Raw genomic sequence first — 14,598 nt, forward strand, 5'->3', positions numbered from 1 at the left:
TTTGTGCAAGGCAATCCAGAATCAAATGTAGTTAATGGATTTTCTAATAAGCTTGCATTACTTTACTTAAAATGCATCTTTTGAACCAAATAGTACTAACACCGTTTTTAAGATTATTTTTATGTCATAAAAGAATGATCTTTTATGTATATATTGAAGGTCTAATTCCACCATTTCATTAAAACCAACGCTATTTCTAGCACTTACCTGCCAAAGTCCTGTACAGCCTGGAGTAACCAATAGGCGCTGCTTGTCATAGGCGGTATATTCTGCTACTTCTCTTGGAAGTGGCGGACGTGGACCTACTAAACTCATTTCTCCTTTTAAAACATTAAACAGCTGGGGCAATTCATCAATACTTGTCCTACGGATGAATTTTCCTACCTTTGTGATCCGAGGATCGTTCTTCATTTTAAACATTGCACCGCTCACTTCATTAAACTTTAATAATTCAGCAAGCCTCTCTTCTGCATTCCACACCATCGAACGGAACTTATACATTTTAAATTCTTTACCATTCAAACCAACACGTTTTTGGGAAAAGAAAATTGTTCCTTTAGGGTCTTCAATCTTAATTAAAATGCCGATAACTATAAATAGTATACTTAATAAGAGAATCCCGAATAACGCACCAATAATATCAATGAATCTTTTTGTTAAAAGATAAACCTTTCCATCATTTACATTAACTGTTGCTTTTTGATTATCTAAAAAGGCAACATCTTGATTTGCTAGATTGGACAACTTTGACCCCTTCCTTCTCCTACAATATTACTTTTTCTTTATCTAATGAAGAAACTAGATTCTTCAAATATTCAATCATGTCATCATGGAGGTCTTCATGCTGCAAGGCAAATTCAATTGTTGTTTTTACAAAACCAAATTTTTCACCAACATCATAACGTGTTCCTTCGAAATCGTAGGCAAATACTCGTTGAATTTCATTTAACTTTTGAATCGCGTCTGTTAATTGAACTTCTCCACCTGCTCCTTTTTCCTGACGATCAAGGAACATGAAGATCTCTGGAGTTAGGACATATCGTCCCATAATTGCCAAATTAGAGGGGGCAGTTCCCTGCTTTGGCTTTTCTACAAAGTTATTAACCTGGTAGCGACGACAATCTTGACTCAATGGATCAATAATTCCATAACGATGTGTTTCATTATCTGGTACTGTTTGAACACCAATGACAGAGGAAAAGGTTTCTTCATATTGATGAATTAATTGTTGTAAGCAAGGTGTTTCGCTTTGAACAATATCATCCCCAAGTAAAACCGCAAACGGCTCATTACCAATGAAGTTTCTCGCACACCAAACGGCATGTCCTAGTCCTTTTGGCTCCTTTTGACGAATATAATGGATGTCAGCTAAATTGGTAGGGTACTGAACCCGCTCTAATAAATCGAACTTTTCTTTTTCTATTAGATTTTGTTCAAGCTCGACTGCATTATCGAAATGGTCCTCAATCGCTCTTTTTCCTTTACCTGTAACAATAATAATATCTTCAATTCCCGAAGCAACCGCTTCTTCCACTATGTATTGAATTGTAGGCTTATCAACGATTGGTAGCATTTCTTTTGGCATTGCCTTAGTTACTGGTAAGAATCTTGTCCCTAAACCTGCAGCCGGGATAATTGCCTTTCTAACCCTTTTCATTCTTCTTTCCCCCTCTTTCTTTTTCTTTCGTCTATCTAAAGAACTTTGTCCAAAAAAATAAATACCTAATGGAAATGCAAGCGTTTAACCGGCTTATCCTTTCATTAAGTATCTATAGGTTTATTTAATAAATCAGGCATCTAACCCGTCCTCACATTATGCTTTTGACGACATGCGTCTAAGGCTTGTGGAGACTTCTCTGCATTCCCACAGCATAATCGAGTGCTCCCATGGATAACGGACAGGGAAGCCTCGCCGATCAGTGGTTTTAGCCTGAAAGATGTATGGTCTAGTTGAATAATCTTATCGGCTAAATTGGTTTTAAAATAAATAGAATAGCTTCTTCCTTTTGATTTGTTCAGGATCTTCCTTGTAAACTGCTCTTCCTTCTACTACGAGGTGTGCATTTTCCTCAAAGTAATAGACCAATTCGTTCCCGTACTTTTGTTGTAGTACGCCAAACGCTTCTCTCATTTTAAACGTTCGATTTGTGAGATTATGAGCATCTGAAGCAATGAAATGCGTGAGGTTTGCTTCAATTAGTTGCAGAGTAAAGTTCTTAATCTTTTTTCCGAAGTCACCGCAGACACTTGAAGCGGTGATTTGCGTTAACGCACCCTTTTTCACTAACTGATAGAGCAGCTCTGATCGTTCGATGATTTCCCGGTTTCGTTCTGGGTGGACAATCACAGGGATCAGACCATTCATTTGCAAATCATAGAACAACTTTTCTGTATATCTAGGGACATGGTTGGATGGAAATTCTACTAACACATATGGGGTATGATTGACGGTGAGAATTTCTCCAATTGTATATCCCTCTATCATTTCTCCATGGACGCGTATTTCCTGTCCAGGCAGGATCATCACATCTATGTTTTCCTTTTGAAGGAGTTGGTTTAATTCTTCTACTCTATCAAGTATTTGTCGTTTTGGATTTTCATAGGAGTTATTCAAATGATGCGGCGTTGCCACAATGGTATGTATCCCCTGCTCAACAGCTTTCCTCGCCATGTTGAGAGAGTCTGAAAGAGATTGTGCCCCATCATCGACACCCGGCAAAATATGACAATGTAAATCAATCATGACAGCACAATCCTTTCCAGTTAAATGTTATTTTTACATGACATATTTCATGGTAACACTGTCGAACACCTTGGTAAAGGGGGTGTTTTTGTCGAATTTTAGTTATTTTGCACCATAATAATAGTAATAGTCATTGTCCTTCATTTCTTTATGGTTTAACACAACACCCACCAATTTACTTTGGGCATTCACTAATAATTCCTTTGCTTTTTTCACTTGGTCAATTTCTGTTTTGCCACTAAAAACAACCAAAATGGAACCATCGACCTTGTTAGCGATAATTTGTGGATCCGCTACCGCTAATAACGGCGGCGTATCAAATACGACATAATCAAATTGCTCTTTCGCTTCTTCCATAAACTGTTCCATTGATTTTGAGCTAAGGAGCTCTGCTGGATTCGGGGGAATCGGTCCGCTTGTTAAGATAAATAGATCCTTTTCCTCTGTTTCAACGACTGTGTTCGCAAGTGTTGCTTGCTTCGTTAACACCGTGGTGAAACCAAATAGATTATTGACAGCAAAACTGCGATGAACCGTTGGCTTACGAAGGTCCGCATCTACTAGTAATACTTTTTTGCCTAGTTGAGAAAAAACGACAGCTAGGTTTGCTGCTGTAGTCGATTTCCCTTCTCCTGGACCTGAGGAGGAAACCATAATCGTTTTTAACTCTTCATCCACAGATGAATATTGAATATTTGTCCGAATGGTTCGGTATTGTTCAGAGATGGGCGATTTCGGATCCAATGATGCAATCAATTTACGGCTTGGGTCTGTTGTTTTCACTTTCTTATTTCGTTTAAACACCGTACGTTTCACCTCTTCCTGCCGCTCTCTTGCCTGCAGCTTTGCGGAGTTTCAATTCTTCCATTTTTTGATCATCAATTTGAGCGATGACGCCGAGGATTGGAAGCTCTAATATTTTTTCAATATCCTGTTCATTTTTAATCGTGCTATCAAAGTACTCAAGCAAGAAGGCAAGTCCCACTGCCGCCATTAATCCGACAACAATCGCAATCGCTACATTCATAACAGGCTGTGGTTTAATTGGCGCTTGATTATCTGCTACCGTTGCTTGTGCAAGAATACTTACGTTATCCACACTCATGATTTTTACAATTTCATTTTGGAATACGGAAGCCGTTACGTTCGCTATTTTCGCAGCCAAATTCGCATCTGGGTCTTGTACAGATATATTGACAACCTGGGAATCCTTTTCACTGCCAACTGTAATTTTTTGATTTAATTGGCTTGCTGTCATTTCTAATCCTAATTGAACGATTACCTTATCAAGAATCGCTGGGCTTTTGATAATAACATTGTATGTGTTGATTAATTGCAGGTTGGTTTGAACTTCACTTGGACTATATAAAGTTTGTTCACTTTTTGCTTGGTTGACGAGTATTTGTGTCGAAGCCTGATAGATTGGGGTTAGAAAAAAGTAACTAATGACGCCGCTGACTAATCCAGCTGTCATCGTAATGACTATTATCATAATGATTCGTTTTTTTAACGTCTCTAGTAACTCTTTAAGACTAATCGTTTCTTCCATAATGTCCTCCTGTAAATGCTAATTCAAAATAAGAGTATTATAACATGAATGAATGTCGTAATTTGTTGAATTTTGACGAATGGTGGATATTTATTTTTACTATTTTAAATTTGTTACGAATTTTGTTAATAAGATTGAAACCAAAGACGCATATAGGTCTATTTAACTAATAAAAGTAAAGAAAATTGTAGGAATTTGTAAATTACATAAACAATCATACCATGTTTTTTGTAAGATGATGTAGGATATTTATAATTGGTATAAATTTCATGGTAAATTTTTGCTATAATAATAGAAGAATATATTTGGAGGTAGCAGAATGAAGTATTTTCTCACAGTGACTTGGGGAATCATCTGTGTAATTGTCTTAGCATTTGGGCATTTTCACTGGAATCAGAAAATAGCTGTAAAAGCAGTTGAACCCGTATATAGTCAGGATACGAGTGAAATAAATCTTGATGATTATTTAGAGCTTGCTGCAAATTGGCCGGAAACAGCTAAAGAGCAACTAAAGTTAGCACTGGAGCACAATCAGCCTTTTAAGATCGCTTTTGTCGGTTCTACTGCAATGGATTGGTCGAAGAACGTTTCGCAAAGTCTTTCAGACAGCTTCGGCAGTGACCAAATACATACCGCACAGTTTACATACGATCAAACGACAAAAGATTTGATTGCTGAAAATAAGCAGCTTGAGATTGCTGACGAAAAAGCACAACTTGTTGTCATCGAACCGTTCCTATTCAATGACAATGGCAAGCTGAAGATTAATGCCACTTTGGCAAATGTAACGAAACTGATGGAAGATATTAAGACAGCTAATCCGGATACAACATTCATTCTTCAACCTTCGTATCCCATTTATCAGCCTCAATACTATTCTGTTCAGGTCGAAGGCTTAAAGCAATTTGCAGCAGAAAACAATATCACGTATCTTGACCACTGGACAGCTTGGCCAGCCACTGACAATCTTGAATTAAAGGAATATTTAACAGAGGGTGAAAATGGGCCGAACGATAACGGTAACCAGGTTTGGGCACAGTTCCTTATTGATTATTTTGTAAATAAAAAGGCAGACTAGATTCAACCTAGTTTGCCTTTTTTCTATATATAATTAAACTTTTATCTTTAAAAGGTCGACTTTCAAATCTGCAAGTAACTGTTGGACGGTTATACCATGATCGCTCACGCCTCGATCATAGGCTTTTTTAACAATGGCAGAGAAATCGTTTGGTGACAACTCAACCTTGTGTTTCTTTTCATCCATTAGACAAAAATCTCCTTTCTTCGTATCTTTTCGCTTATTCTACTAAACTTCTTTCTATTTGTAAATAAATTGTCAGTTTTTAAATTTAGTATATTCTGTGTATATCGAGAAATCTTGGATTATACACCTAAATTGCAAATATATCTAAAATAATATGGTGATATGTGGTAGAATATGTTTAAAATACCAGAATAATAGAGGTGAGACTTGAGGATGAAGAAGACGATTGTTCGCAGTGTTTCGACTGCGGCACTCCTTTCGACTGTATTTGCAGGTTCCGCATATGCGAGTACCTACACCGTTCAAAAGGGAGATACACTATCAAAAATTGCCTCAAAATATCAAACAACCGTCCCGCAAATTAAGGGCTTAAACGGCTTAACGTCGGATATGATTTATGTGAATCAAACGCTTAAGGTTACTGCTGAAACTGCTGTGCAACCTGCAGCACCAGCACCTGCACCCGTTTCTACTAGTGATTATGTAGTCAAAAGCGGTGACTATCTTGGCAAAATCGCCAAGCAGTTTAGCACAACCGTTGCAGAGTTGAAATCACTCAATGGGTTAAACTCCGACTTAATCTTTGTTGGACAAACCCTAAAGGTTTCAGCAGCCGTCACAACACCAGCCACACCACCACCAACAGTGACTCCACCTACACCACCTGTTGAACCTTCAGCCACTTCTGTTTATACAGTCGTAAATGGTGATACGCTAAGCAAAATTGGTTTACAGGTTGGTATGAGTGTTCAGGAGTTAAAGACGCTCAACGGGTTGAATTCCGACCGAATTTATATCGGGCAGCAATTAAGTGTGAAGGCACAGGCACCAGTTGTAACGACTCCTGCACCGGTGGCACCCGTTGCTCCTGTAGCACCTCCTAGCGATGTAAAGCAGACGACTGACTATACTGTAAAGAGTGGAGATACATTAGGCAGTATATCCTTGCAGTATAAAATGAGCCTTCAGGATTTAATGACGCTGAATGGTTTGAATTCTCATATGATTTATGTTGGTCAAGTACTGAAGGTTGTTGGGCAGGCTCCTGCTGTCGTAACACCACCAGCAACTGGGGATTTTGCCTCTGCATTCGTTAATGCAGGATATAGCGTTATGGGCATTCCCTATGCGTGGGGCGGGTCTTCCTTAAAGGGCTTTGATTGCAGCGGCTTTATCTACTATGCAGCAAATCTAGCTGGCAAGAAAATTGGCCGCTATTCCGCAGAAGGCTACTATAGCCGTACGTTCTACGTCGACCAGCCGCAGCCGGGCGATCTAGTGTTTTTTGAAAATACGTATAAAAAGGGAATCTCTCACGTGGGAATCTATATTGGTAACAATCAGTTCCTTCATGCTGATGAGAAAAAGGGTGTTACCATTTCGAGCCTAACTAGCCCTTATTACACGGAGCATTTTGATGGGTTTAAGCGATTTTATTAATTTTTAGCCAGGCATTCAGCCTGGCTTTTTCAGTGGTGAGGTTTGGGGCACTGAATTTGTTAGGCAGGTAAACTCACTTTTTGCTTGCAAAAAACATACACCACTGCTAAAGTCATTTACTCGAATATCTTGTAATAAATAAGGAAGACTAGCAGATATCTGCTAGTCTTCCTTATTTATGTAATCAGTTCTCTTTTTTCAACTGAAGCTTACGTTTCTTGATATATAGCACCAATGTTTTCTCTAGCTGCTCTAACTTCTCAATTGACTTCACATCTTGATTGATATAGCGCAGTGATTTCTTTATCGATTTTGGTAATTGTTCAAAAGCGATCATTACGTCACCGTCCTTAATGAAATTATTCTCTATGATAATAAATGAAGCAATGTTTAATTGATCATCATATTCTTCAAATCAGTTTTTAAATCCTCAATAATCTTATCAAGTGTTAATTCACTTTCATTCACGCCCTTTTCATAAGCCTTCTTCAATAGCTTTGAAAAATCAGCCTGTTTCGAGCTATTACTCTGTGCTTTAGCGTTCACCTTCTGCTTGCCTCCCTTACCTTCTCTTTAATTAAGTATTTTAGTAGTCTATTATGTAGAAAAATAGTGTAATTTAAGAAATAACGCAGGTAATAAACAGAAATTTCTACAAATTATTCACTATTCATTATTCCATATTAAATCCATAAGTTCTATCAATCTATGTTCCCGTTTTTTTGGTATCTGCTCAAGATGAAAAGCTAGGAGTTAAGACAGAGTTGAAGGCGCAATAAGAACTAGATACAAAAAAACTGATTGGGGACTTTAATCCGACCCAATCAGTTTTTTGTTATGAAACCTTCTTATTCAGTTGAATTTCAATGTCATACAGAGCATTTTTTAAATCTTCTCTCAGCCAATGATAGGTTTTTGTTTCTTTGAATTTAACCAAACAAAACTTTAAGCTTTCTTCTACTTCCGATGTGGTCTCCAAGCTTACCCTGTCGACGCTGCTGGGAATAGAATCAACAAACTCCTTTAACAAACCATCAGCAAACTCAGAGAGAACTTCTAAAGAAATATCAATAGATGCTTTAAAACTTAAAGGATCTTTTATGTATAGCATAGTCAACTACCCCATTTTCGTTTTATACTTTATATTATTTCATAAGTTTCGTAAATATTATGTTGAATTCTGGAATGCCTGTCAATATTATTGTCGAATACTTATAAAACTTCTATGACTTAAATTACATAATTAAAAAGAAGAATGAACCCTGAAAGTCAGGATTCATTCTTCTCATCTAGGTCTTATTTTAGTGATTTTGCTAAATTCACTTCTTTTAATTAATTCTACTTAAATTCATGATATTTTGACATTAATTCTCTAACCTGATAATACTCTTTCCAGTCGTCAGGAGTAAATGGAATAACCCCAGCATTTCCTAAATTAAAAAGTAATCCCCCTACAAGTTCCTTTGGAAAATTTTCTATAAAATTTGTGTTTAATCTTTCATAAAACATTAACGATAAATTATCAGCTGCTTTTACTACTTCATCCGGAATATCCATAATGGTATGTGAAGCTATATCCAAACCCGCATGTTTGATAATGTATAAAGATAGAAAGTCAGCAGATAGATTTTGGCCAAATTTAAAGTGCGGCCTTGGAGGTGTATCAATAATAGTTAGATTATAATCCCTTTTTGCTTTTTCAGATGCAATTAGAGATAATACTTGTTTTCTATATCTTTTTTCCTCAACAGGATCTGCTAAGGAATCTAAAGAAGGCGCAATTAAGTCAGGCTCATAATGTCCAATTACCTTTAGCGTACCTACCTCTGTCAAACCCAAAACATAAGGAGCATTCTCCATTCCTGCTGCTAAAAAAGGCGGGAAACTATTATTTCGTGCAGCTACAGGGTAATCAGTAAAATTATTTGGGCTTACTTCAAAGATACTTCCAAAAGTATGAAAGTCAGTTGCTAAATAGTCACTATATAAAATAGAAGCAATTCCCATCATTGACCAAGAATTTGATTTTAAAGGCGTTTCTAACAAATTTGTACTTACGATACAAGTATCAAAGTTCTCAAAAAACCTACGTTCTCTAGAAAACCTGCCGCCAAAGTCCATTGAAACTAAATTTGTATTTTCAGGCATTAAACACTTAGCAGCAAGACTGTCAAATCCACCGCTAAAATTTAATGTAACGTTGTTTCTTTTCTTTCTTTGATATGAATTATCAAAACTGAAACTTGCTGTAACAACAGCAGAAGTAAATTTTGAAATCGCATCTATAATTGACTCGCTTACATTCGTATCAAAATGGATACTAGAGTATGTTTTTGCGCATAACGTTGATATCGCTAGTGCAATTAGATCTGGTCTTGGTTTAATAGCTGGGAATAGATTAAAGTAAATCCTATTAGATGACAGGTTTTCACCTTCACTATTAGTCTCAGTATATGTAAAACTCACTTCTCCATCTATCGTAATAAAATCTGAAAATAAAATTTTATTTTTGGACATCATGCACACCTCGTCTTTAAATATTACAACACTTTAATACTAGGTACTATGTAAAATCAAACAATCCTTTGAACTGTTTTAAAACAAAAAAGGTCTGTCAGGAATACCCAACTGACCTTTTTCTTAAACCTCACCTAAATCACGAGGTCTTGTTTCTATTTTATTTTTATAGTATAAGATAGCTTCTACAATCCTTTTTGAAGCATTACCATCACCATAAGGATTTGATGCTTTGGCCATTCGATCATGTGCCTCTTTGTCACTTAAAAGTTCATCAGCCAGGCTAAAAATAATGTCTTCATCTGTTCCTGCCAGCTTTAATGTTCCTGCCTTTACACCTTCAGGGCGTTCTGTTGTATCTCTAAGAACTAAAACCGGTACACCCAAAGAGGGTGCTTCTTCCTGGACACCACCAGAATCGGTAAGTATCAAATATGCCTTAGAAGCGAAATTATGGAAATCAATTACATCTAATGGTTCGATTAACTGGATACGATTATTATCACCTAGAATTTTGTCTGCAATCTGTCTTACCACTGGATTCATATGTACTGGATAAACCACCTGAATATCATCATGTTTTTCGACAAGTCTTCTTATAGCTCGAAACATATTTTCCATAGGTTTACCAAGATTTTCTCTTCTATGTGCGGTCATCAATACTAACCGATCGTTCCCCAATTTATCTAATACAGGGTGTGAGTAATTTGGTTTTACAGTCGTTTTTAAAGCGTCTATTGCCGTATTACCTGTAACAAAGATGAAGTTATCTTTTTTATTTTCCTGTACTAAATTCTGTTTTGAATCACTAGTTGGTGCAAAATGTAAATCAGCCATAACACCTGTTAACTGTCGGTTCATTTCTTCAGGATATGGAGAGAATTTATTCCATGTCCGCAAGCCTGCCTCTACATGTCCTATTGGAAGACTATTGTAGAAAGCTGCCAAACTTGCTACGAACGTGGTTGTAGTATCACCATGCACCAAAACGATATCTGGCTTTGCTTCTTGCAACACTTGATTTAAACCCTCTAGAGCGCGAATGGTAACGTCTGTTAAAGTTTGGCGATCCTTCATAATATTTAAATCATAATCTGGGGTTATATCAAAAATAGATAACACCTGGTCTAACATTTGTCGGTGCTGAGCCGTTACTGTCACAATTGATTCGATTGTTTCACTGTTTTTTTCTAGTTCTTTTACAAGAGGAGCCATTTTAATGGCTTCAGGTCTTGTTCCGAAGACAGTCATTACTTTTATTTTTTGATCCATTGCTTGCTCCCTTCATTTTGCATATCTTTTTAGAAAATATCATACCGACAGCCCTTTATAACTTATAAAGCTAAAATTTATGTAATAATTTTGTTTTATTAACAGATACCTTGCCTTTTTGATCTTTAATATAATACTGAACTTGATAGTTACCTGTTCCATTTAGCGGATACTTCAAAATGGAATTGGTTTGATACATGATTTTATCAATGATTAAACCATTTTTATAAATGTAAAATGCATATTTTAATTCACTGGAATTGGTTTTAATTTCTAGTTCAAGATCGTTTTCATTCAATTGAAAGATTACATCTTGTAACTCATAATCTCCCGTACTGATAAATTCCTGTAATAAGTCTGTTTCATAGATAGGATCATCATCTTTCGTAACCAGCATGGATAGTGTATAAAAACCAGAATCAATTGGTTTATATTCAATTTCATTCATATTGGTGTGAATAATTTGACTGTTTTCCTTTATAACTAAGTAAAAATTTAAATTATGAAATTTATCGGATGCATGAACTCTTCCAATAAATGTATTCTTTTTTAAAGAATAAGAGATTTCTTTTAAATCAACAAAATAAAGGATAAGAAACAACTTTTCAAATAGAAATTTAGGAAAATGATTGCCTACATCAGAATGATCCCGCATTTCTTCACATTCATAGTATGTATAAGGGATATTTTTTTCTTTTAACGTATCTAAAAAGAGTTGAATGTGATCAGGGTATTGCCAATCATTTTTACTAGACATAAAAAATAATTTGGTGTATATCTCCTTATCAAGTTGTTTATAAATAATACCGTTTAAATAATCGTGCCCTGCTTGATTACTAGAACTTCCAAGCATATAGTCATACGCTTCCGGTCGAATGGTAATGTAGTCTGCTATTTTTGTTTGAAATGCGCCTGCAATTACATAACCAAAATTATATTTTAAGCCGAAATACAATGCAGCACTTCCACCCTTTGAAGAACCCGCAACAATTACATTTTCATAATTAATTTTGTACTTTCTAATTATGTTTGTAATCAAAGACAATACGGATGTTTCTACTTCAAAACTCATGTTTTCCCCGATATAATAACATCCGCTGGGTCCATAGTTATCTAATATAAATAATTTATGGCAGTCAAAGTTTTTTAGTGTTCTCATGTAATTATATGCATGTTTAACTTTCGAGGTATTTTCTGCAAAACCCGAAAAGACTACTAGCAGATAATCTTTTGTTTTTTGACCTTCTTCAAAAATATATTTTATCGGAAGGTTTGTTTGGTATGTTTTTTCATTTGACAACATTTCGTATCCGTCCTATATCTTTGTTGTTTCTTTATTTTTTCACCTGTTTTATTGTAGCATTATAGGAAGTGTAATTGAATGCAATGTCTAATAATTCCAACATTAGAACTATACTCTTAATCATTATTATTCTCTTATAAACTGGTTATAATATAAACGTCATAGGTCTTTGAAAGGAGTATCCATGTTTAACCATAAACTTCATCGCTTGTTTTATTGGACCATCATGTTTTTTTTACTTATTTTCTTTACGTTTACGATGCTTCATACTCAAAAAAAGAATTCTCAAGATGGGTTAGATGTAAATAATCCACACATGAATGTTGATGAAAAACTAGACCCTAGAGACTTTGGTGCAATAGGGGATGGTATTACAGATGACACCAAGGCTCTTCAAGCCTGGTTAAATGCCCCTGGAAAAAATAAGGTATTAAAAAATGGTGTATTTAAAATTACATCAGGTTTACTCTCTTCTAAACCTGGAAGTACCATTACGTCAGATGGAGCTGTAATCTTGGCAGGTTCACCAAATATCATTATGCTTACCGTTAAAGGTGAGCATAGTCTAGTATCCGTTGAATTAGATGGAAACAACAAAGCTGCAGGAGGGATTTTGATACAGGGTGCCGAATGTACAGTAAAAAATAGTAAGATTACCAATATCTATGGAAGTAATCAAACTGCCTACGGAATTAAGTCTCAAACATCAGGGGGCATTGTAATTGAAGACAATACGATTATTAGCATAAAAGGTACAAAGAACGGTAAATTGGGGGATAATATTGGCGCATCCCGTGCCATCTTAGTTACATCTAAAGAAGCTGCATCTAAACAGAATATAGTAAGAAATAATTATATTTCTGGAGTGACAGGTGAAGAAGGCGATGCGATACAATTTCTTTTTAACAACGGTAGCTCTCCGTTTCTAAATGCTCAAGGAATTATATTAGGTAACACAATTAAGAATTGTAATAGAAGGGCTATTAAAGTACAGGCATCAAATGTGAAGATCGTAAACAATACCCATATAAATACCTTAACCCTAAATGATTTACCGAATGCAGCCAATTTAATTGATATCATTCATTCAGATAATATAATTGTTCGGGGCAACAAACTAGATGCTACATACTTCTTAGGAATTAGTTTAAGTGGCTCTGTACACAATAAAGCCTCTGGGATTTTGGTAGAAAGAAATATCATTCGAGGAGGACTAACTCCTTCAAGTGGAAATAGAGTAACAACAAGCGGGATTTATTGGAATCATATCCAAGATAGTAACATATTAGCTAATTCAATCTCAGACACGATTATTCCAATTTCGGGGGCAAACGGTACGAATATTACCATCGCAAATAATCGTTTTTGGGAAGGTGACGGTTTAAAGCCCGCTATAAACATAGTATCTTCTAACTCAAACATTACTCTCTCAAATAATAAGCAAATGTCAGGTAAACGATTAAAATTGGTACAAAAGTAGGCGTTAAATAATCCCCATCTTTTAGAAGATGGGGATTTAGATTCCCTATTAAATACTATAAAAAATATTTTTCAATACCCAATACCGGATTTGCTCCAAACATGAATGACGCGCTAACGAGAACCGCTAAGACCAAAAGTACACATTGGAATGTAAATAGGATATCGCCTTGCTTCTTTACAGGCGGCTTTCGAGGTGTTGGTCTGCGAATAGAATGATTCGAGACATTTTCACCTTTATATTGGTCTTCTAACATTTGTTTTCGGTAATTTTTCTTTTCAATCTCCGTTAAGGAATTAAACCAATTAATAAACTTATTATAATCCTGTAACACTTCATCCGACTTATCAAATTTTTCAAGTCTGCCAAAATGAATCCACATAACGCGATCACAGAATTCTTTTATTTGTGAGTGGGAGTGACTTATAAAAATAATCGTCTTTCCCTGACTCTTAAATTCATTCATTTTATTAAGACACTTTTCATAAAAAGTTTGGTCACCAACTGAAAGAGCCTCGTCCACAATCAATATATCAGGATTCGTGTGAATTGAAATGGCAAACCCCAGTCGTGACTTCATTCCACTTGAATAATTTTTCACAGGTTGGTTAATAAATTTGCCAATATCGGCAAATTCAATGATATCGGCCATCAATCTTTGAACTTCTTGCTTCTTTAACCCATGCATTAAACACTTGAGTTCGATATTCTCTAAACCAGTTAATTGATTATTTAATCCAGCTGATATCGCAATTAAAGAAGTCTCTCCATTTATGTCAATCGAACCTGAAGTGGCAGGAATAATCTGTGCCAGTAAATTTGAAAGTGTCGATTTTCCAGATCCGTTAAGGCCAACAATTCCGATTGCTTCCCCTTCAAAAATCTCAAATGAAAGATTATTAAGAGCATAAAAATTTTCTTTATTATCTTTAAAAGAGATAATTTCGAGTAGTTTATCAGATTGCTTTTTATATAAGTTAAAACTTTTTGAAACGTTAGAAAAAACGATTTTCGGCCTCATTTTTTAAAG

General features: G+C 35.7%; 16 protein-coding genes. 3 read left to right on the plus strand and 13 right to left on the minus strand.

Annotated elements, in window-relative coordinates; genetic code table 11:
* Positions 1-66: 66 nt before the first annotated feature.
* The 5 genes from BANA01_RS22335 to BANA01_RS22355 form a co-directional block, all read right to left on the minus strand.
* The gene (locus BANA01_RS22335; RefSeq protein WP_034673598.1) at positions 67-744 is read right to left on the minus strand and encodes a sugar transferase; all 678 of its coding nucleotides are present in this window, start codon (positions 742-744) and stop codon (positions 67-69) included.
* Positions 745-763: 19 nt separating this feature from the next.
* The gene (galU, locus tag BANA01_RS22340) at positions 764-1,657 is read right to left on the minus strand and encodes a UTP--glucose-1-phosphate uridylyltransferase GalU (protein ID WP_063254845.1); all 894 of its coding nucleotides are present in this window, start codon (positions 1,655-1,657) and stop codon (positions 764-766) included.
* A gap of 321 nt (positions 1,658-1,978) precedes the next feature.
* Positions 1,979-2,743 carry a tyrosine-protein phosphatase gene (locus BANA01_RS22345; protein ID WP_034673586.1) on the minus strand — a complete coding sequence of 255 codons (765 nt, stop codon included), beginning with the start codon at positions 2,741-2,743 and terminating at the stop codon, positions 1,979-1,981.
* Between the two features lie 102 nt (positions 2,744-2,845).
* A complete protein-coding gene (locus BANA01_RS22350) occupies positions 2,846-3,547 on the minus strand; it encodes a CpsD/CapB family tyrosine-protein kinase (RefSeq protein WP_063254846.1) in 702 nt (233 codons plus the stop codon).
* Complete coding sequence (locus BANA01_RS22355; RefSeq protein WP_034673589.1) at positions 3,540-4,292, minus strand: YveK family protein; 753 nt, start codon at positions 4,290-4,292, stop codon at positions 3,540-3,542. The genes BANA01_RS22350 and BANA01_RS22355 overlap by 8 nt, the downstream gene beginning before the upstream one ends.
* Positions 4,293-4,611: 319 nt before the next feature.
* On the opposite strand from BANA01_RS22355, the gene BANA01_RS22360 reads away from it, so the two are divergent.
* Entirely contained in the window at positions 4,612-5,370 is a 759-nt protein-coding gene (locus BANA01_RS22360) for an SGNH/GDSL hydrolase family protein (protein ID WP_052106299.1), read from the plus strand.
* 33 nt (positions 5,371-5,403) lie between these two features.
* Here the strand turns inward: BANA01_RS22360 and BANA01_RS29660 are convergent, their stop codons facing one another.
* Positions 5,404-5,556 (minus strand): YwzD family small protein, encoded by a 153-nt coding sequence (locus BANA01_RS29660; protein WP_157411864.1) that lies wholly within the window; start codon positions 5,554-5,556, stop codon positions 5,404-5,406.
* 213 nt (positions 5,557-5,769) lie between these two features.
* On the opposite strand from BANA01_RS29660, the gene BANA01_RS22365 reads away from it, so the two are divergent.
* Positions 5,770-6,996 (plus strand): C40 family peptidase, encoded by a 1,227-nt coding sequence (locus tag BANA01_RS22365; RefSeq protein WP_034673591.1) that lies wholly within the window; start codon positions 5,770-5,772, stop codon positions 6,994-6,996.
* Between the two features lie 184 nt (positions 6,997-7,180).
* Here the strand turns inward: BANA01_RS22365 and BANA01_RS22370 are convergent, their stop codons facing one another.
* The 6 genes from BANA01_RS22370 to BANA01_RS22390 all read right to left on the minus strand — a co-directional run bounded on the left by BANA01_RS22370 (position 7,181) and on the right by BANA01_RS22390 (position 12,088).
* Positions 7,181-7,333, minus strand: a complete 153-nt coding sequence (locus BANA01_RS22370; protein WP_034673593.1) for a hypothetical protein — start codon at positions 7,331-7,333, stop codon at positions 7,181-7,183.
* 53 nt (positions 7,334-7,386) lie between these two features.
* On the minus strand, positions 7,387-7,542 hold the full coding sequence (locus BANA01_RS29665; RefSeq protein ID WP_157411865.1) for a YwzD family small protein: 156 nt from the start codon (positions 7,540-7,542) through the stop codon (positions 7,387-7,389).
* Between the two features lie 289 nt (positions 7,543-7,831).
* A complete protein-coding gene (locus BANA01_RS22375) occupies positions 7,832-8,107 on the minus strand; it encodes a hypothetical protein (protein WP_034673595.1) in 276 nt (91 codons plus the stop codon).
* A 227-nt stretch (positions 8,108-8,334) separates the two neighbouring features.
* Positions 8,335-9,513 carry a hypothetical protein gene (locus BANA01_RS22380; RefSeq protein ID WP_063254847.1) on the minus strand — a complete coding sequence of 393 codons (1,179 nt, stop codon included), beginning with the start codon at positions 9,511-9,513 and terminating at the stop codon, positions 8,335-8,337.
* Positions 9,514-9,636: 123 nt separating this feature from the next.
* A complete protein-coding gene (wecB, locus tag BANA01_RS22385) occupies positions 9,637-10,785 on the minus strand; it encodes a non-hydrolyzing UDP-N-acetylglucosamine 2-epimerase (RefSeq protein ID WP_063254848.1) in 1,149 nt (382 codons plus the stop codon).
* 70 nt (positions 10,786-10,855) lie between these two features.
* On the minus strand, positions 10,856-12,088 hold the full coding sequence (locus tag BANA01_RS22390; RefSeq protein ID WP_063254849.1) for an accessory Sec system protein Asp2: 1,233 nt from the start codon (positions 12,086-12,088) through the stop codon (positions 10,856-10,858).
* 184 nt (positions 12,089-12,272) lie between these two features.
* Between BANA01_RS22390 and BANA01_RS22395 the strand changes: the two genes are divergently transcribed.
* Complete coding sequence (locus tag BANA01_RS22395; protein ID WP_034673581.1) at positions 12,273-13,568, plus strand: right-handed parallel beta-helix repeat-containing protein; 1,296 nt, start codon at positions 12,273-12,275, stop codon at positions 13,566-13,568.
* Between the two features lie 55 nt (positions 13,569-13,623).
* Here BANA01_RS22395 and BANA01_RS22400 read toward each other — a convergent pair whose 3' ends face one another.
* Positions 13,624-14,589, minus strand: a complete 966-nt coding sequence (locus tag BANA01_RS22400; protein ID WP_052106297.1) for an ABC transporter ATP-binding protein — start codon at positions 14,587-14,589, stop codon at positions 13,624-13,626.
* Positions 14,590-14,598: the final 9 nt, after the last annotated feature.

The sequence above is a fragment of the Neobacillus niacini NBRC 15566 genome (genome assembly GCF_001591505.1).
Lineage (GTDB): Bacteria > Bacillota > Bacilli > Bacillales > Cytobacillaceae > Neobacillus > Neobacillus niacini.